Raw genomic sequence first — 18,091 nt, 5'->3', positions numbered from 1 at the left:
AACCAACATCGGAAAATCCCGCTCCGGCAGGCAATCGCCGTACCACGACGACTTCAACGACCCACCCCGGGAAAAGAAATCGATCAACGGCATCTCCAATGTCATCTCCGGCGTCGGCACCCCGACGAGGACAACCGTCCCGGCGAGATCGCGGGCGTAGAACGCCTGCTTCCACGTCTCCGGGCGACCGACGGCATCGATGACCACATCCGCCCCGAACCCACCCGTCAGCTCCTGGATGGCCTCGACCGCATCGACCTGCGAGGCATCGACAGTGTGCGTGGCACCGAGTTCGAGAGCCCAGTCGAGTTTTCCCTTGTCACGGTCGACGGCGATGATCGTCGACGCCCCCGCCAACCGGGCTCCGGCGATCGCGGCATCGCCGACACCGCCGCACCCGATCACCGCCACCGAATCCCCGCGCGAGACGTTCCCGGTGTTCATCGCCGCCCCCAACCCGGCCATCACCCCGCAGCCGAGCAACCCCACCACCGCCGGATCGGAGTCCGGGTCGACCTTGGTGCACTGGCCTTCGTGGACGAGGGTCTTGTCGGCGAACGCCCCGATCCCCAACGCCGGAGAGAGTTCGGTGCCGTCGGCGAGAGTCATCTTCTGCGACGCATTGTGGGTGTCGAAGCAGTACCAGGGGGTGCCTTTCTTGCAGGCTCGGCATTCCCCGCACACCGCACGCCAGTTCAACACCACGAAATCACCGACCTCGACATGAGTGACAGCGTCACCGATGGCCTCGACGGTGCCTGCGGCTTCGTGGCCGAGCAGGAACGGGAACTCGTCGTTGATGCCGCCCTCGCGGTAATGCAAATCGGTATGACACACCCCGCACGCGGCGATGGTGACCACGACATCGTTCGGGCCGGGATCGGGAATGGTGATCGTCTCGATCGAGACGGGCTCACCCTTCGCCTTGGCGACGACGGCATGAACGGTTTGTGACACAAGCACTCCTGGGGTCAGGTGATGTACGGAGGACGATTCACTCGCCGAGCCAGAGCCTGCGGCGGCACACCTCGAGCAACGCTGACATCGTGTCGCGGTCGAGGGTCGATTCTGTGTCGGGTTCGCGAAGCACTGCGGCGAGCCTGGTGAAGTATTCGGTCGGGCTGATTCCGAACCCGACCAGAATGTCCTCGGCCGGCCCGCCGCCGTAGGGCATCCACCGGGTCGCGAAGTCGATCATGCGCTTCGTTTCCGGGCAGCCGAGAGTCGACGCGAGGGTTTCGGTGGTCGTCCTCAACGGTGTTCCCTTCGTCGATGAATCCGATGTCCAGGTTGTCGTCCTACCGCGAGAAAAGAACCACGCACAACGGCTAGCAATCACTGGCCGAACGGACATCACACGACGCCGCTCCGAGCACTAGGATGCGCACGTGAGCAGCTCTGCCCCGTCGACCCCCGCCAGGTCCGAACCGACCGACTCGCTCGCCGCGCTTCGGGATGTCCTGACCGGTCCGCTGGTCGAGATAGCTGCTCGTTTTTCGTGGTGGTCGTCGCAGCGGTATCCGCACTCGGCGATGATCATTTTCACCAGGGAATGCACCGGCCGTCCGAGAAAAGTCAGTGGCGACGAGTCGATGACGAGCCGCGTGACGATCAAGGAGCTCGACGACCTCAAACAGTCGGTGCAGCAGAGTGGGCGCCGAGCTCTGGACGGCCCGGGGCGCCTGGCCGGTGCACAGCGACGTCTCGCGACGCAACTCGACGACACCACCGACACCCTGCTGGTCCTGGTGCCCAAATCGGCTGCGCCGCAGTTCGATCCGGATTCCGATGTTGGCGTTGCCTTCGGAATCGTAGCCACCTCCATCCGCCATCAGGTGGTACAGGCGAGTCCTGCGTATCTCGCCGAATCCCTGGCGGCCTCGAGCGAGCGTGCTCGGGTGATCTCGGAGATGGTCGACGCCCACGTCGATACCCTCACGTCCGTGCTGTCCACGCTGCGCTCGAAGGACCTCGATGACGCGCGAGCACGCGCAACCGCCAGCGATACCGCGTCGGCGGCACTGATCGAGCTTCGCTCCATCGAAGAAGCCAACCGTGAGCTGGGGCAGGAAGCAGTGACCACCGCCTTCGCCAGGCTGCAGGGGGAGCTCGCCACTGTGTTGGACCAGTCCTCGATCGACGTCGAATACGTCGCTCCCCCAGTCGACGGAAGACCGGTCCCCGGCGAGATCGCACGCGCGGCGCGAGCCGTGGTTCGGACCGTCGTACTCGCCTACGTGGCTCAGCCGGATGTTCGACGGGTACGTATCGCGTGGGATTGCGACGGAACCAACCTGCTGCTCGAAGTCCGCAACGACGGCCTGCACGCCTGCGACACCGAGACTCTGACCCAACAGCTCTCCGGACGCGTGCACACCCTCCGGGGATCGATCTCATTCGAATCCACCGCTGGGTGGGGATCACGCGTGAGCATCGCGATTCCTCTCGACCCGCCTCCCGCACGAGCCGACGAACAACTTCTCGCCGGCCTCAACCGTCGCGAGAGAGAAGTTCTCGGCTACCTCGCATACGGCAAGCGCAACAAGGACATTGCCGCGAGCCTCAACATCGGCGAGAGCACGGTGAAGTTCCACGTCGCAAGCATTCTGAAGAAACTCGAGGTCAAGACCCGCGGTGAAGCGGGTGCCGTGGGCATGAAGGCCGGAATCCGAGCATCGTGACGCGTTCGACCACTCGGGTGAACGACGACCCGTCTCGGCGTGGTCCGACCCAGCGTCGGCGCATCGGCATTCTGCTCTTCGACCAGGTCAAGATGCTCGACTTCGTCGGCCCGGCCGAGGTCTTCCTCGAAGCGAACCAGCGAGTCGACGGCTACGACATCGTCTTCCTCTCGATCGACGGCGGTGACGTGGTGACCTCGATGGGAATGACGGTGTCGGTGAACGCCGCCGTCGCCGACAGCGGCGACTTCGACACCCTCATCGTTCCCGGTAGCGAATCGGCTCCGGCCGTCTTCGAGGACCCGGCGTTGCTCGACGCGGTGGCGCTGCTCGCGCCCCGAGCGCGGCGGGTGGCGTCCATCTGCAGTGGGGCGTTCGCGCTGGCGGGATCCGGTCTGCTCGACGGCCGGAGTGCGACCACTCACTGGAAGTTCACGTCGGCTCTGGCGGAACGCTTTCCCGACACGCGTGTCCAACCGGATTCGATCTTCGTTCGCGACGGCGACATCTACACCTCGGCCGGGGTCGCTGCCGGAATCGATCTGGCGTTGGCGTTGGTCGAAAGTGATCACGGTGCCCCGATAGCCAGAACGGTCGCGCAACTACTGCTGGTGTACATGCAGCGCTCCGGCGGCCAGTCGCAGTATTCGGTGTCGCTGAAAGGTCCGCCGCCGCGGACCCAGGTCTCTCGCGCTATCACCGACTACATCCATGCCGACCCGACACGACCCGCGAACCTGAGCGCTCTCGCGGCACACGCCAATGTCAGTGTGCGACATCTCAATCGCATCGTGCGCGAGGAACTGGGCACGACGCCTCTCGATTACGTGACCGCGATGCGTCTCGATATCGCGGTAGCCGCACTCGAGTCCGGCTATTCCGTGGCCCGGGCCGCTGCCGACGCAGGATTCGGCACGCCCGCTGCTTTTCGGCGTGCGTTCGTCACCAAGTTCGGGGTGACACCGTCGGATTACCAGAGAAAGTTCCGCACGACCGATCCAGCCCAGTGATAGTCGGCCCCAACGCTTTCGTTCACCTCGGGAGGATCGAACACCGCCGGTCGAAGGTGGCCCTGGCAGGGTTACCGGACCGGCAACCGCCTGGATCTATGGTCGAATCATGCACAACGTGGAGGCGCTCGAGTCCTGGGCGTATTCGCCTGCGGTACTGCTGGATCGGCATCTGACCGTCGAATCGTCCACGATGCTCGCTCGTGCGGTGTCGCCGAGCTTCGCCGAGGGGGTCAATCTGGCCGTGTTCACATTCGTCGACGCCGGTTCGCTCTGCGGCGATCGAGACGATCCCGCCGCCGACCCGCCTGCCGGGTGGGAATCGTCGGCGGATCAGGTGGTCGCCATGCTTCGTGAGTCGTTGGATCGGCACGAGCCAGACGACTCCTTTCGCCGCATCGTCGGCGAACTGTCCACCCGTAGTTCGGCATTCGCGCAGAAGTGGGCCGGTGAGACCAGCGCGAGAAAAACCGGAACCATGACGATCGAACATGCCGTCGTCGGTCCGTTGATGCTCGACTACCTGTTGATGCCTGCCGCCGAGGACCACGTACTGATGGTGCTGCGGCCCCGAACAGCACAGTCGAGGGCAGCTCTACGTCAACTGGCCGACGCGGTCCGATCGTCCGAATCGGACCGAGGAACAACGAACTGAGTGTCGCGGCTGGGGACTCCGGCAACCAGATGCCGGATCGCCGATGCCGACCGACTACCGGGATCGGCGAAGTAGATGGTGATGAACTGCCCACCCTCGCCGACGATCTCCAAAGTCTGCGAACGGAATTCGACCAGACCGAACGGCTCCACCGGGACGACGGAGATGCTCGACGACAACGGCCGTACGTCGTGCTTGGCCCACATCCTGCGAAAAGCGCGGCTCTCCACCGACAATCTGCCCACCAACTCCGTCAGTCGCGGGTGACCCGGTGCCGCGTGGAATCGCAGCGCCGACACCATTCGCTGCGCCGTGACGGCCCAATCCTCCGGCGAGGCGGCACTGTGCTCGTGCGCGAACACATCGAGCATCAGGTTGGTACCCACTTTCAGGCCCGGCGTCATCAGCGCAGCCGGACCGTTGAGCGCAAGCAGATCGTGATGGCGGTCGGTGATGTACGCCGGCGTGTGGACCCACTGCTCCAACACCCGGGCCGACGCCTCGGTCACTCGCGGCGGAAGCGCCTCGACCACGGCCGGGCCGGACTGCGCGCGCGCCACCCGGTGGAAGTACGCCCGCTCGTCCTCGTCCAAACGCAGAGCCCGACTCAGCGCAGCCAGAACCTGCTCGGAGGGTTGATGATTGCGCCCCTGCTCGAGCCTCAGGTAGTAGTCGGCGCTGATATCGGCGAGCCGGGCGATCTCTTCTCGTCTCAGTCCGCGCACTCGGCGGTTGCCGTCGCGCACCAGACCCACCTGCTCGGGTTGCAGCGATTCCCGGCGCACCCGAAGGAAGTCCGCAAGCAACGAGCGTTCGGCCATCGTCAGGACCTCCTGTCGACAACCATCATCTCCTACCCGCCGTCCCGAATCGAGTACGAATCCGGCCCACTGTCGACCGTTTCAGGACACGACAGCCCGAGACTTGCGCAGATCGATGGTCAACAGCACGAACGCCACCGCCGCGAGCACCGCAATCACGACGGCGAACACCACCCCCGCCGTCACCAGGCCCCATCCGGTCGCCACGGCTCCGGCCCCGATCACCGGTACCGAGATCGCGATGTACAACACGACGAAGAAGGTCGAGGTGACCTCTGCCCGACGGTGCGGAGGAAGCTCGGCACCGATCGTGGACATGCCGTTGGCGAATGTCATGCCCTGACCGACGCCGCAGAGCAGCGCCGCTACCACCAGAACGGCCAACGAGGTCAGCAGCAGCGACGCGGCCAGGAACACCAGACCGAGCAGCAGCAGCGCGCATCCCCACCGCTGCGCCGACGCGGGATCGGCTGCGCGCAAAGCAATCTGGGCTGTCGCCGACGCAGCGAAGACCGTGAACACCACCACCCCGGTGACGGCGTGATTGTCGACTCCCAACACACCGCCGATGAATCCCGGCGAGACGGCAGTGAACAGGCCAAGTACGGCGAACCCCGCGAATCCTCCGATCGAGGCGCGCACGAAGGTGCCGCGCACCTCCGGTGGAACGGACAGCCGCTGCATGTGCGGGCGTGCTCCGCCGTCCACCCGCACCGTCTCGGGTGCGAGGAACACCGCCACTGCTGCCGCAGCCAGCAGAACCATGTCGACGACGAACGTCAGACGCAACGGTTGCGGTAGGTACTCCGCGAGCACTCCGGCCACCAACGGTCCGAGGCCGAGGCCCCCGATGTTCGCTGCGGTAGCGATCGCGGATGCACGGTCACGCCATCGTTCGGGTACCAACTCGATCAACGTCACCGTCGCGGTACCGACGAAGATGCCGGCCGAGATTCCCGACAACACGCGCCCGATCACCAGGGCCGTCAGCGAGCCGGCGGTGACGAACACCACGGCGCTGATCAACCCGAATGCTATGGCCGCCAACAGCATCGGGCGTCGTCCCAACGAGTCGGACCAGCGGCCGAACGCCAACAGAGCTGCGAGCACACCGACGGCATACGCCGCGAACACGAGGGTGACGACGAAGACGGAGAAGTGGAACTCGACCTCGTAGAGCGCATAGAGCGGCGTCGGCATGGTGGTGCCCATCATCGCCACCACGAACGCGAACGCAACTCCGACGAATGCCGTCGCACTCGACACCGACATGCGGGGCGACGACATGCGGGGCGACGACTTTTCGTCCGATCGGGTCACGCTGATCTCCTGTTCTGCAAGGGCCGTCCGTCCTGTGCCGTCGACAAGGAGATCGAACCAGAGCCGGCGAGTACGTGCTCACTCACCGTCCGCCGCCCTCGTAACGAAGGAGTGCGTCCCGCAGCGCGGACCGCGTGGTGATCTGCAATTTGGGAAACACTCGGTACAGATGACCGCCGACAGTTCGAGCCGAGAGATACAGCTGTTCGCCGATCTCCTTGTTGGTCAGACCAGCGGCAGCAAGCGACGCGATGCGCAGTTCCTGCCCGGTCAACCCCGAGCCCGCATCACCCTCACGCGGGTGCGGGCCGGCTCCTGCAGCCCGTAGTTCGTCCTCGGCTCGGCGCAGCCACGTGCGTGCACCCAGTTCTGCGAACAGATCCGCGGCGTATCTCAACCGACCGCGGCTTTCGATCACCCGGTGGTGGCGGCGCAGCCACTCGCCGTAGACCAGCGCAACCCGCGGCGCATCGAAACACCATCCTGCGGTGCGTAGTTCATGCAGACTCGCCTCGAAGAGCGCCTCGGCTCCGGCCTCTGCCAGCATCGCTTCGACTGCAGTCAGCAGCGCACTGTGGCGGGCTCCCCAGAAATCGGGCCGGGTTCGGCGCAGTCGGTCGAGATACGTGCGCGCCTCGTCCGACCGCCGCAGCCGTACACAGGATTCGACGTAGTCAAGTATTTCGAGTGGTCCGTACGGAGTGATCGAACAGTGCTCCGCCGAGAGATCGCGGCGGCGCATCCGCTCGTAGGCGACGTCGAAGCGGCCCAGTGCCACCGATTCGGCTGCGGTACAACTCTTCTCACCACCAGCGACAGCTGCCACCGAGGATTTCAGCAGGCCCTCCTGCGCGTCGAAGAGGCCATCCGGCAGTCCCGAGGAGACGGCCTCGGTGAACGCAGAGAACTGTCCGCGAGCGGCGAGTGCGGCGAGGTGCCGCAGCCGGGTCAGAGACTCGGCGGCCGGAAACCCAGCTGCGTCAGCGTCCAGCACGTCCGATAGCCGACAACTGTCGTTCGGATCCCACAGCAGGGTGGGCAACGCCAGCTGCAGCAGTACCGGTTTCCACGGGTCTCCGGTGCGCAGCGAGGCTCGTACCGCGTCCAGCAGCGCCGGGCTGTCGAGTGCCCTCACGTGCACTCTCGAACCCGAGACGCCGAGAGACCGCGCGACGAGCACGTTGACCGAATCGAGATGCTGTTCGTATTTGACCGCCCATTGCAGGGCCTGCGCAACGAGTTCGCTGTCACCCGTCAGTGCGCTGTACGCCAGAACCGAACCGATCAACTGGTCGACGACGTCCGGGGCGACCGCATCCGGCAATCGATCGAGAGCCTGCACGACGACGCCGAACGCAGCACGGGGGTCGCCTCCCCGGGCAACGCCGGCAAAGGCCCGGGCCGGAACGGTCTCGGACAGGGCCGCATCGGGATGTCCCGACCGCATACGGTCCAAGATCGCTACCGCGAGATCGACGAAGCCGGCGAATGCCGCCATGGACGCCGCCCGCACCTCGAGGGCTCGCGCGCGTCCACGATCGGATTCGAGCGCTACTGCACGGCAGAGCAACGCCACCGCCCGGCGGTAGCGATGCTGCGACGCCAGGTCGTGCGCCCGCTCGTCGAGCGCAGCGACGAGGCGCGCGTCGGGCGCTCGGGCTGCGAGTGCTCGATGCACCAGACGCTCGTCGGGCGTCAGCCGTGTGTCGACAGCCGATTCGAGGTGAACGGAGATGCGCTCCTCGGCGGTCGAGGAGGCAAGAATCCACAGTTGTGCGACAGTGTCGCCATGTGGGTGGGCGGCCACGGAGTCGCCACCGTGCTCGCGAGAGACGATGTGTCGCAACGCATCGCCGAGAATTTGACGCCTGGACTCCTCGTCGAGCCCGGCGACCTCGAACGCGCCGATGTCGGCGAGAGTATCGGTGAGGTGGGCGCGGTCGAGCATCGCACCGCCGACGGATGGATCCCGGTGCCAGATCGGCGCAGCGCGAGCGAGTTCGGTCGCGACGAGGGGGTTCCCTCGCGACAACTCGATGATCGATTGTCGTTGCGCCACTGCCGTTTCCGTGCCGTTCAACAAATCGCGCACCGCGTCGTCGGGCAGGGGTCGCACACGATGGAAGGCGAACTCCCGCCACAACGGCGGCGGGACGGTGTCGACGGTCGTGGCGATACACCGGACATGCGGGCTACGTACCGCCGTCTTCACCGCACGAGCGAGTCGGTCGCGCGAGCCCGCGGGCAACAGATGCAGGTCGTCGATCACCAGCAGCGTCGGCGTCGCGTCGGCCGCCACCAGATCGCCCAACAGCCCCTCGTCGAGTAGTCCCTCGCCACGCGCCCCCGCGGGTGAGTACGCGAGGCACGGCAGATCCACCACCCGGAAACCCAGCGCTGTCGCCTCGTCCGCGATGGTGTTGGCAACCGTGGACTTGCCGATGCCTCGCGCACCCGAGATCACCAGGATCCGCCGGTTCTCCGGCGAAGCGGACAAACACGAGCGGCCCTCACGCAGCACTGCGTCGCGATCCGGTGATGTGGGCATTCGTCCAATATATTTTCACCCGTGTCTGCGCAAGGGTGTTGAATATGGCCCTGGCAGGGACACACTGAACCGGCCGACCACGACTGCGACGGAGGTGACCCGAGCGATGACCGAGAACGCCTCCTCCGGCCCTACCGATCACGGCGTCACCCGCCTCGTCGACTTCGAGCAGCGCGTCGACATCCGAATGTCCCTGTCACCGCTGCGTCGGGGCCGCGGCGATCCCACCTACGAGTCCACGCCGGACGGTGCCGTGTGGCGGACGTCGCGCATGATTTCCGGCCCGGTCACGTACCGATTGGTGCAGGCCTCACCGAGCAGCGTCATGGTGCGAGCCTGGGGACCCGGTGCCGACGAACTGCTCGACGCTGCCCCGGCTCTGCTCGGCCGGGACGACGACCCCTCGAGCTTCGCTCCCGAACACCCGATCCTGCGCGAGGCACACAGACAACTTCCGCACCTACGCCTCGGCCGGACCGGTCTGGTGCTCGAGGCCCTGATACCGGCGATCATCGAGCAACGCGTACACGGCATTTCGGCGTTCGGCTCGTGGCGGTACCTGGTGAGCAAGTTCGGCGACCCCGCACCGGGCCCGACACCGAAGACGATGTTCGTGTTTCCCACCGCCGACGTGTGGCGACGCATCCCGTCGTGGGACTACCACCGCGCCAACGTCGACCCGGCCCGGTCGAAGACCATCGTCCGTGCCGCGCGCGCAGCCGGACGTCTGGAGGAGGCGTCGACGATGACGCCCGAGGATGCGCAACGCAGGCTGCGCGCGATCCCGGGCGTCGGCATCTGGACCGCGGCCGAGACCGCTCAGCGCGCCCTGGGGGATCCCGACGCGTTGTCGGTGGGCGATTACCACCTGGCCGCGGTGGTGGGCTGGTCGCTGTTGGGTAGACCGATCGACGACGCGGAAATGGTCGAGTATCTGCAGCCCTTGGCACCACATCGACATCGCGCGATTCGGCTCCTGTATCTCAGCGGCAAGGCGACCAAGCCGAAATTCGGGCCACGGACCGCGCTGGTGGACCACACCTGGCACTGATCCCGGCCTACTCGTACAGTCGAGTTGTTCGCCGACCTAAGGAGTAGTTCGTGGTTGCTATCGGCACGTCCGATCTGGATATCTTTCCGCTTGCCCTCGGCGGGAACACCTTCGGCTGGACCAGCGACGAGGACACGTCCTTCGACATCCTGGACGCGTTCACCGCAGGAGGTGGCAATTTCGTCGACACGGCCGATTCGTACTCGGCATTCGCCGACGGCAACTCGGGCGGCGAATCCGAGACGATCATCGGCAAGTGGATGACAGCCCGCGGCAACCGCGACGACGTCGTTCTCGCGACCAAGGTGAGCCAGCATCCCGAGTTCCGCGGTCTGGCACCCGACAACATTCGGGCCGCAGCCGACGCATCCCTGTCCAGGCTGCAGACCGATCACATCGACGTCTACTACGCGCACTACGACGACGACAAGACGCCGTTGGTCGAGTCCCTGGCCGCGTTCGACGACCTGGTCCGGGCAGGCAAAGTTCGGCACGTCGCCATCTCGAACTACTCCCCCGCGCGGGTCCGCGAATGGCTGGGCCTGGCGAAAGACAACGGTTTTGCGGCACCGATCGCACTGCAACCGCACTACAACCTCGTTGCCCGTCGCGACTACGAGGGCGAACTGCAAGCCCTCGCCGTCGACAACGGCCTCGGGGTGTTTCCGTACTTCTCCCTCGCCGCCGGCTTCCTGACGGGTAAGTACCGCACCCGGGAGGATCTGGCCGGTACCCAGCGCGAGCGACTGACGACGGGCTACTTCTCCGATGCAGGCCTGGCTGTGGTGCAGGGCCTGCAAGAGATCGCCGACTCCCGCTCGGCCGAGCTGTCGAGTGTGGCTCTCGCCTGGTTGCTCGCTCGACCGGGCATCACCGCACCGATCGCGAGCGCGAGCTCACTCGCTCAGGTACCGGCTCTGCTCGACGCGCCGACACTGCGTCTGACCAGCCACGAGGTGGACACACTCACCGGACTGTCCGACGCGGTGGCATAGAACACGAAAGTTGTAGTCAGCAACGGGAACAGAATCAGCTCCCGCGCTGCTGACCTTCGGGTGGCCCCAGCATCGAACACATCCGTAACCAGCGCGCAGGTGACCGACACGCGCGAGAGCAGCACGTCGGCTCCCACAACCGAGCCGACGTCACGCGAGCGCCTCCGGGTGATCCTCGTACTCGGCGCGCTCATCGCCCTCGGTCCACTGACCATCGACATGTACCTGCCGGCGCTTCCTGCCATCGCCGAGGATCTGAACACCCCGTCGTCTGCAGTGCAGCTCACGCTCGCGGGTACGTTGGTCGGCCTCGCGCTCGGCCAGCTGGTCATCGGGCCGCTGTCGGACATCGTCGGCCGACGACTGCCCCTCATCGTGGGCACCGGAGTGCACATCCTGGCGTCGCTCGCCTGCATCGTTGCTCCCAACATCGCCGTACTCGGCGGCCTGCGTGTGATTCAGGGCCTCGGTGCCGCAGCTGCTGCCGTGGTCGCCATGGCCATCGTCCGAGATCTGTTCAGCGGGCGCGCCGCCGCGACCGTCCTGTCTCGCCTGATGCTCGTCATGGGCGTCGCTCCGGTTCTGGCACCGTCGCTCGGCGGTGCGGTACTTCTCGTCGGTTCCTGGCGGCTCGTGTTCGCCGCGTTGGCGATCATGGGCGTGGCGTTGATGACGCTGGCAATCGTGTCGCTGCGCGAGTCCCTGCCGCCCGAGCGTCGTCGGGCCAGTGGCGTCATGCCCGTTCTACGGACCTACCGATCGCTGCTGCGGGACACGCAGTTCGTCGTCCTCGTCATGGTCGCTGCCCTGGCCATGTCGGCACTCTTCGCGTACGTCGCCGGTTCGTCGTTCGTCCTGCAGGAGGAGTTCGGCCTCGACGAGCAACAATTCGCCATCGTCTTCGCGGCCGGTGCGATCTCTCTGATCGGCGCATCCCAGCTCAACGTCCTGCTGTTGGGACGCTTCGCACCGGTGCAGATCGTCCTGTCGGCGCTGTCCTTCGGCGTCGTCGCCGGCGCGATCATGGTCGTCCTGGCGGTCACCGAGGTCGGCGGCATGGCTGGGTTCGTCGTCCCGCTGTGGTTCGTACTCGGGGCCGTCGGGTTCGTCATGCCCAACGCGCCCGCGCTGGCGCTGTCCCGCCACGGTGAAGCGGCAGGCGGCGCAGCTGCACTACTCGGTGCCGCACAGTTCGGACTCGGGGCGATCGTCGCACCGATCGTCGGTGCACTGGGCAACGACGCGATCGCCGTCTCGACGACGATGGTCGCCACCTCGGCGGCAGCGCTGATCGCACTCGGGTCGGTGACCGTCCTGTCCGCACGTCGGTGACCTCACTCGCGTCATCGTGTGGGCCATGGCGGTCACCCCACTAGGGTGACCGCCATGGCCGAACGCGAGCGCGACCCGCAGGGCAAGCCCCTCAACGCCCGGCCGCGCGACGGCCTCGGCCGCCCGCTGGCCCGCGGCGGCACCGGAACACCCCGGGTTCCCGACGATCTCCGTCTTCCACCGGACGCCGCGCTCACCGAAGCGCAACGATTCTTGGACGCACGTATGCCGTTTCACGCCCACGAGGTACTCGAGGGCACGTGGAAGAGCTGCGTCCCGGACGAACGCGAGCTGTGGCAGGGCCTTGCACAACTGGCCGTCGGATTGACGCACCTGATGCGAGGAAACCGCGTAGGTGCCGCTTCGTTGCTTCGCCAAGGACACGACCGCCTGATCGGTTACGAGGTCGAGCCCCCACACCGGATCGACGTGACGGGTCTGCTCGGCTGGTCCGAGGACCTGCTCGAGGACCTGGAGACGGGAACGCTACCGACCTCACCAGGCGTTCCCGCACTGCGCCGGGCGGTGGAATCGGGATCGGACGGGGGCGTCCTGGCACACCGGCCGGACTCGAGCTAGCCTGAGGGAATTAGGTAAGGCTAGGACAATCTTCACCGGAAGTGGGGTTCCTCGGCGTGACCGTGTTCGCACCGCTGAAACTCGCCCATCGCGAGACGATCAGCCCAGCTCAGCTCGGACGTACCTTCTGCACCGAGGTCGCCGAACAGGTTCCCTATTGGGTCGCTGTCCTGACCCCGGCCGAACGTCCGCTGCAGGTCACGCCGTCTCCACTCCGTGAGCGCACCATGGTCACGCTGTCCGTTCCCACGAACACGCACCGGCTCGACGCTCGGCTGCTCGCCGCGCTCGGATCTGCGGTGTCCACGTGGCAGCGAGACAACCGCCGCGGCTCGTCGTCGGGCGTCCTGGTCGATATCGACGTCGACGACACCGGATTCGTCCATCCCGTCCGGCTCCCCGCCGTTCCGGTCGACGCCCTCACCGAATCCGCCCGCGCCTCGTACCTCGTCGACGACGTCTGCAGACGGCTGGACTCGGCACCTCACGGTGGCCGCGACTACCCGCTGACCCGGAACTACCCCGCGCTGGCCTGCCGCCCGGGAGCGCAGATTCTGTTCCGCCACGATGTATCCGAAGCCGACGCCGGCCATGGCGAGCCCAGCGGCTACGCCATCGACATCGCGATCGGCGAGACGGAATCAGGGCTCGTGTCGGCCCGAATCACCTGGTCCACCGGCATCGAGGGAATGGACGAACTGGTCCGGCTGTGGGCCGCAGCGACCACCGAGCTGACGGCAGTGCCCTCGTAACAGCCGGATTCACTACAGGCTCTTCAGCAGCCTCACGTCGTCGTCGATTCCCTCGGCCGGAGTTTCGAGGATCACCGGTGCATCGGCGGCGAGCGCGACGGCCGTCAGAATGTCCGCGTCGATGGTTCCGGTGCCCAGGTTCGCGTGCCGGTCGCGGGCAGAGTCGAACTCGTCGCGTGAATTGTTCAGATGCACCAGGTCGATTCGTCCGGTGATGGCCTTGATGCGATCGACCACGTCGATCAGGTCTTCGCCGCCGGCCCACGCATGGCAGGTGTCGAGACAGAAACCGGCACCGAACTCCCCGATGGCGTCCCACAACCGCGCGATGTCGTCGAAGCGCCTCGCCATCGCCGAGTCACCGCCGGCAGTGTTCTCGACGAAGATCGGTACGCCGAAACCACCCTGCTCGGCCTGACGCTCGAACAGCTTGCGCCAGTTGTCGATTCCCTTGGCGGTGTCCTCGCCCTCCCGGACGTGACCGCCGTGCACCACCAAACCGATGGCACCGATCTCGGCAGCTGCTGCGGCCTGTTCGACGACCGCCTTGCGGGACGGGATTCGGATGCGATTGTTCAGGCTCGCCACGTTCAGAACATAGGACGAGTGCACCACCACATCGACGTCTCCGGTCAACAGAGCCTCACCTTGGGGGTGCGGGGTGAGCTTGTTCCACTTCTGCGGATCCGTCAGAAACATCTGGACCAGGTCGACGCCGAGCGTCTCGGCCGTGCCCAGAGGGTCGCTGCTGTCGCGGACATGTGCTCCGATGCGCATGACGCCCATCATAGGGGTCGAGTTCAGGGTCTCCCCTGATAGCGACCGGGCCCGAACACTGAAACACTGGCACCCATGAGCGACATTGCCGCACGTGCGGTCGACGTATCGAAGGTCTACGGTTCTGGCGACACCCAGGTGCACGCACTGTCCGGGGTGAACGTCGAGTTCGCCCGCGGAGAATTCACCGCGATCATGGGCCCGTCCGGCTCGGGCAAATCCACACTGATGCATTGCCTGGCCGGGTTGGACACCGCGTCCTCGGGCACGGTCACGATCGGCGACACCGAGCTGACGGCGCTGTCCGACAAGGAGATGACCGGGTTACGAAGGGACCGAATCGGTTTCGTGTTCCAGGCCTTCAATCTGGTGCCCACCCTGACCGCACTCGAGAACATCACTCTGCCGCTCGACATCGCCGGACGCACCCCGGATCAGGGCTGGCTCGATACCGTCGTCGACCGACTGGGACTGCGCGACCGCCTGGGCCATCGCCCGAGCGAACTCTCGGGTGGGCAGCAACAGCGCGTGGCGTGCGCTCGTGCACTGGCCGGTCGACCCGACATCGTGTTCGGCGACGAGCCGACGGGCAACCTGGACTCTCGTTCGTCCGGTGAGGTGCTGTCGATTCTGCGCACGGCCGCAGACGAATTCGATCAGACCGTCGTCATCGTCACCCACGACCCACGAGCGGCCAGTTACGCCGACCGCGTCGTGTTCCTGGCCGACGGAGCTGTCATCGATCAACTGGCGTCGCCCACCGCCGACGCCGTCCTCGAGCGCATGAAGAAGCTGGAAACGGTCCACTGATGTCGCACTCGGTCGCCAAGAAATCGAATCCCGACAAGGCCCCGACGCGGGCCGCGTCGGGCAACCCCATGCGTAAGGTGTCGCTGCGAAACCTTGCCGCCCACAAGGTTCGGCTGGCACTGACAGTTCTGTCCGTCGTACTCGGAACCGCTTTCGTCGCAGGCTCGTTCGTCTTCACCGACACGCTGCAGCGCACGTTCTCGTCACTGTTCGCCGACACCGCACAGGGAGCCGACGTTCGAGTCGCCCCCGAGGATGCGCGATCGAGCGGAGTACCCAACGAGGACATCGCCGCCATCTCGGCGCTTCCCGGCGTGCGTGCTGTCTCTCCGTATGCAGGAGGACAACTCGTTCTGCTGGGTAAAGACGGTGCCGCAGTGCAATCCGGCGGAGCACCGACGATCGGCGAGTCCTACCTGCCGGACGAGCAGCGGCTCGGCGATCCGGCGACATTCGTCTCCGGCTCGGCCCCCACCGCGCCCGGCCAGGTCGCGATCAACGCAGGTGGCGCCGATCGAGCGGGCCTGAAGGTGGGCGACGCGACCCAGGTACTCGTGCCGTCCAAGGGGATCACCGACATCACGATCTCCGGAATCTATTCCACTGCAACAGAATCCGGTGGTTTCATCGGGATTCAGTTTGTGCAGAGCCAGGCGAACGAGTTGTTCACCGACGGTGCGCACGTGCAGTACATCGACGTCGCGGGCAACGATCTCGCCGCACAGGGCAAGACGCAGAGCGACCTCAGGGACGAGATCGCCGCCGCGTTCCCGGATCTGAAAGTGCAGACCGCTGCCGACGTCCAGGCCGAAACCAAGGCCGAGGTCGAGTCGGCACTGTCGTTCATCACGTACTTCCTGCTCGCGTTCGGTGCCATTGCACTGCTCGTCGGCACGTTCATCATCTACAACACGTTCTCGATGATCGTCGCTCAGCGGGTACGCGAACTGGCGCTGCTTCGCGCCATCGGAGCCAGCCGTGGGCAGGTCAGTCGCTCGGTCGTACTCGAAGCGGTCGTCGTCGGCGTCATAGGAAGTGTGCTGGGGTTCGCCGGCGGCGTGGGACTTGCGTACGGATTGCGCGCTCTGCTCAATGCCTTCGACCTCGGGTTGCCGTCGGGCCCACTCGCCCTCGAACCACGCACCGTCGTCGTCGCCTTCGCGGTGGGCATCATCGTCACCGTCCTCAGCGCCTACGCACCGGCGCGGCGAGCCGCCAAGATTCCACCGGTGGCCGCAATGCGCGAGGAATTCGCGTCCGCCGGCGACACCCTGCGAACCCGGACGTTCATCGGCGTCGGACTGGGTATTGCCGGAGCGGCAGCGATAGTCATCGGCGCTCAGTCGACCGGCGGCGCTGCCGCAGCAACCGTCGGCGTCGGCGCGGTGGCGGCGATCGTGGCCACGGCCCTGGCCGCACCGTCGTTGTCACGGCCCGTCGTGGGAGCACTCGGGGCCGTCCTCACCCGACCGTTCGGTGCCATCGGCCGCTTGGCCAGAACCAACTCGGTGCGCAATCCGCGCCGCACGGCAGCCACCGCATTCGCGTTGATGCTCGGCCTCATGCTCGTCACCGTCATCGGGGTACTCGGGTCGACGGCGAAGGCGAGTGTCGATTCGCTCGTCGACACCGGCGTCGAAGCCGACTACATCCTGTCCGGTCCACAGTCGATCGGTGTGCCGGCCGGAGCAACGGCAGCCGCACAACAGGTCCGCGGGGTGGAACGCACCGCTGTGCTGCATCCGGTGTTCGTCACGATCGCCGGAGAAGAAGAATTCGGCGCTGCCATCGACGGCTCCCCGGAAGGACTGCTCGACCTGTCCATGGTTCGGGGCACCGCAGACCTCGAGAGCAACGGCTTCTCGGTGTCCGAGACCGAAGCGTCCACCAAGGGCTGGGACATCGGCACCCAGGTCGTGTTCGACTCCGTCGACGGAGCTTCGGTTCCCGTCACCGTCACCGGTGTGTTCACCGACAACCCACTGATCGGCAGTTGGATCGTCTCGGGCGACATCTACGAGAAGGTGACGCCGTCCATCACGCGGTCGGATCTGCTGGTCCTCGTCAAAGCCGCGCCCGGAACCGACCTCGGTACGCTGCGCACCGACCTCGAGGCTGCGACCAAACCGTCCGTGGTGGTGCAGGTACAGGACGTCGAAGAGTTCAAGGGCAGCCAAGGCCAGCAGATCGACACACTGCTCGCGGTGCTGTACGGACTGCTCGCCCTGGCCGTGGTCATCGCAGTGCTGGGCATCGTCAACACCCTCGCCCTGTCGGTCGTCGAACGCCGACGCGAGATCGGCATGCTCAGGGCGATAGGAATGCAGCGACCGCAGGTGCGGCGCATCATCTACCTCGAGTCGCTGCTCATCGCCCTGTTCGGTGCCATCGTCGGCGTCGCCCTCGGCATCGCCTTCGGGTGGGGCTTCGTCCAGACCCTGCGCGACGAGGGCCTGGGTGCCATGACGGTGCCCTGGGGGCAGGTCGTCGCAATGCTTCTCGGGTCCGCGGTGGTCGGAGTGCTGGCTGCTCTGTGGCCTGCCGTTCGGGCCGCGCGCACCAAACCGCTGGAGGCGATAGCCGACCTCTGATCAGGGTCGCCCCGACACCGGGCATTTCGTAACGACACCCGTTCGTTACGAAATGTCCGGTTTTCGGCTTGCGCGGAAAGACGGCCCGCGTCTACTTTAGGGGTGGTAAAACAGTCTTCAAGTAGGTTTGGGTACCGCAAACGAACCTTTACCTCGTGGGTCGGGCTCG

General features: G+C 66.0%; 16 protein-coding genes. 10 read left to right on the top strand and 6 right to left on the bottom strand.

All coding sequences use genetic code 11. From position 1 onward, the window contains the following. Both CH268_RS03930 and CH268_RS03925 read right to left on the bottom strand, forming a co-directional pair. On the bottom strand, positions 1 to 957 hold a 957-nt coding region (locus CH268_RS03930; RefSeq protein ID WP_094662216.1), incomplete at its 3' end, for an S-(hydroxymethyl)mycothiol dehydrogenase. Between the two features lie 37 nt (positions 958 to 994). After that, positions 995 to 1,255, bottom strand: a complete 261-nt coding sequence (locus CH268_RS03925) for a DUF3263 domain-containing protein (RefSeq protein WP_230074136.1) — start codon at positions 1,253 to 1,255, stop codon at positions 995 to 997. Between the two features lie 133 nt (positions 1,256 to 1,388). On the opposite strand from CH268_RS03925, the gene CH268_RS03920 reads away from it, so the two are divergent. The 3 genes from CH268_RS03920 (at position 1,389) to CH268_RS03910 (ending at position 4,346) form a co-directional block, all read left to right on the top strand. Further along, positions 1,389 to 2,681 carry a LuxR C-terminal-related transcriptional regulator gene (locus tag CH268_RS03920; protein ID WP_255182267.1) on the top strand — a complete coding sequence of 431 codons (1,293 nt, stop codon included), beginning with the start codon at positions 1,389 to 1,391 and terminating at the stop codon, positions 2,679 to 2,681. Beyond that, entirely contained in the window at positions 2,678 to 3,691 is a 1,014-nt protein-coding gene (locus CH268_RS03915) for a GlxA family transcriptional regulator (protein WP_255182268.1), read from the top strand. The genes CH268_RS03920 and CH268_RS03915 overlap by 4 nt, the downstream gene beginning before the upstream one ends. Before the next feature lie 109 nt (positions 3,692 to 3,800). Continuing rightward, a complete protein-coding gene (locus CH268_RS03910) occupies positions 3,801 to 4,346 on the top strand; it encodes an MmyB family transcriptional regulator (protein ID WP_094621896.1) in 546 nt (181 codons plus the stop codon). Here CH268_RS03910 and CH268_RS03905 read toward each other — a convergent pair. The 3 genes from CH268_RS03905 to CH268_RS03895 all read right to left on the bottom strand — a co-directional run bounded on the left by CH268_RS03905 (position 4,292) and on the right by CH268_RS03895 (position 9,035). Beyond that, positions 4,292 to 5,167 (bottom strand): helix-turn-helix transcriptional regulator, encoded by an 876-nt coding sequence (locus CH268_RS03905; protein ID WP_094662218.1) that lies wholly within the window; start codon positions 5,165 to 5,167, stop codon positions 4,292 to 4,294. The two genes, CH268_RS03910 and CH268_RS03905, sit on opposite strands and share 55 nt — an antisense overlap. Before the next feature lie 81 nt (positions 5,168 to 5,248). After that, a complete protein-coding gene (locus CH268_RS03900) occupies positions 5,249 to 6,487 on the bottom strand; it encodes an MFS transporter (RefSeq protein WP_255182269.1) in 1,239 nt (412 codons plus the stop codon). 82 nt (positions 6,488 to 6,569) lie between these two features. Next, on the bottom strand, positions 6,570 to 9,035 hold the full coding sequence (locus CH268_RS03895) for a LuxR C-terminal-related transcriptional regulator (protein ID WP_094662220.1): 2,466 nt from the start codon (positions 9,033 to 9,035) through the stop codon (positions 6,570 to 6,572). Between the two features lie 106 nt (positions 9,036 to 9,141). On the opposite strand from CH268_RS03895, the gene CH268_RS03890 reads away from it, so the two are divergent. From CH268_RS03890 to CH268_RS03870, 5 genes are all read left to right on the top strand, one after another. Further along, positions 9,142 to 10,086 (top strand): DNA-3-methyladenine glycosylase family protein, encoded by a 945-nt coding sequence (locus tag CH268_RS03890; RefSeq protein ID WP_048318792.1) that lies wholly within the window; start codon positions 9,142 to 9,144, stop codon positions 10,084 to 10,086. A gap of 50 nt (positions 10,087 to 10,136) precedes the next feature. After that, positions 10,137 to 11,081, top strand: a complete 945-nt coding sequence (locus CH268_RS03885) for an aldo/keto reductase (protein ID WP_094662222.1) — start codon at positions 10,137 to 10,139, stop codon at positions 11,079 to 11,081. Positions 11,082 to 11,180: 99 nt separating this feature from the next. Continuing rightward, complete coding sequence (locus tag CH268_RS03880; RefSeq protein WP_027495206.1) at positions 11,181 to 12,413, top strand: multidrug effflux MFS transporter; 1,233 nt, start codon at positions 11,181 to 11,183, stop codon at positions 12,411 to 12,413. 54 nt (positions 12,414 to 12,467) lie between these two features. Continuing rightward, positions 12,468 to 12,992 carry a DUF309 domain-containing protein gene (locus tag CH268_RS03875; protein ID WP_045841731.1) on the top strand — a complete coding sequence of 175 codons (525 nt, stop codon included), beginning with the start codon at positions 12,468 to 12,470 and terminating at the stop codon, positions 12,990 to 12,992. A gap of 56 nt (positions 12,993 to 13,048) precedes the next feature. Further along, complete coding sequence (locus tag CH268_RS03870) at positions 13,049 to 13,744, top strand: hypothetical protein (RefSeq protein WP_141215075.1); 696 nt, start codon at positions 13,049 to 13,051, stop codon at positions 13,742 to 13,744. 12 nt (positions 13,745 to 13,756) lie between these two features. Here the strand turns inward: CH268_RS03870 and CH268_RS03865 are convergent, their stop codons facing one another. After that, positions 13,757 to 14,521 (bottom strand): deoxyribonuclease IV, encoded by a 765-nt coding sequence (locus tag CH268_RS03865; protein ID WP_027495204.1) that lies wholly within the window; start codon positions 14,519 to 14,521, stop codon positions 13,757 to 13,759. A gap of 75 nt (positions 14,522 to 14,596) precedes the next feature. Here CH268_RS03865 and CH268_RS03860 point away from each other — a divergent pair, with 75 nt between their 5' ends. Then, positions 14,597 to 15,331, top strand: coding sequence for an ABC transporter ATP-binding protein (locus CH268_RS03860; RefSeq protein WP_032367760.1), 735 nt, complete (start codon positions 14,597 to 14,599; stop codon positions 15,329 to 15,331). Positions 15,332 to 15,399: 68 nt separating this feature from the next. Continuing rightward, on the top strand, positions 15,400 to 17,922 hold the full coding sequence (locus tag CH268_RS03855; RefSeq protein WP_094662435.1) for an ABC transporter permease: 2,523 nt from the start codon (positions 15,400 to 15,402) through the stop codon (positions 17,920 to 17,922). Positions 17,923 to 18,091 lie beyond the last annotated feature (169 nt).

The organism is Rhodococcus sp. 06-1460-1B, from assembly GCF_002258475.1.
GTDB classification, from domain to species: Bacteria; Actinomycetota; Actinomycetes; order Mycobacteriales; family Mycobacteriaceae; genus Rhodococcoides; species Rhodococcoides fascians.
The sequence above is the reverse complement of the archived record's forward strand: the minus strand, read 5'-3'. Positions and strand labels throughout refer to the sequence as shown.

Excerpts from the sequence above, each read along its gene's own strand:
- CH268_RS03905 (WP_094662218.1), bottom strand. The coding sequence starts at position 5,167 with ATGGCCGAACGCTCGTTGCTTGCGGACTTCCTTCGGGTGCGCCGGGAA.
- CH268_RS03865 (WP_027495204.1), bottom strand. The coding sequence starts at position 14,521 with ATGCGCATCGGAGCACATGTCCGCGACAGCAGCGACCCTCTGGGCACG.
- CH268_RS03895 (WP_094662220.1), bottom strand. The coding sequence starts at position 9,035 with ATGCCCACATCACCGGATCGCGACGCAGTGCTGCGTGAGGGCCGCTCG.
- CH268_RS03860 (WP_032367760.1), top strand. The coding sequence starts at position 14,597 with ATGAGCGACATTGCCGCACGTGCGGTCGACGTATCGAAGGTCTACGGT.
- CH268_RS03875 (WP_045841731.1), top strand. The coding sequence starts at position 12,468 with ATGGCCGAACGCGAGCGCGACCCGCAGGGCAAGCCCCTCAACGCCCGG.
- CH268_RS03890 (WP_048318792.1), top strand. The coding sequence starts at position 9,142 with ATGACCGAGAACGCCTCCTCCGGCCCTACCGATCACGGCGTCACCCGC.
- CH268_RS03910 (WP_094621896.1), top strand. The coding sequence starts at position 3,801 with ATGCACAACGTGGAGGCGCTCGAGTCCTGGGCGTATTCGCCTGCGGTA.
- CH268_RS03855 (WP_094662435.1), top strand. The coding sequence starts at position 15,400 with ATGCGTAAGGTGTCGCTGCGAAACCTTGCCGCCCACAAGGTTCGGCTG.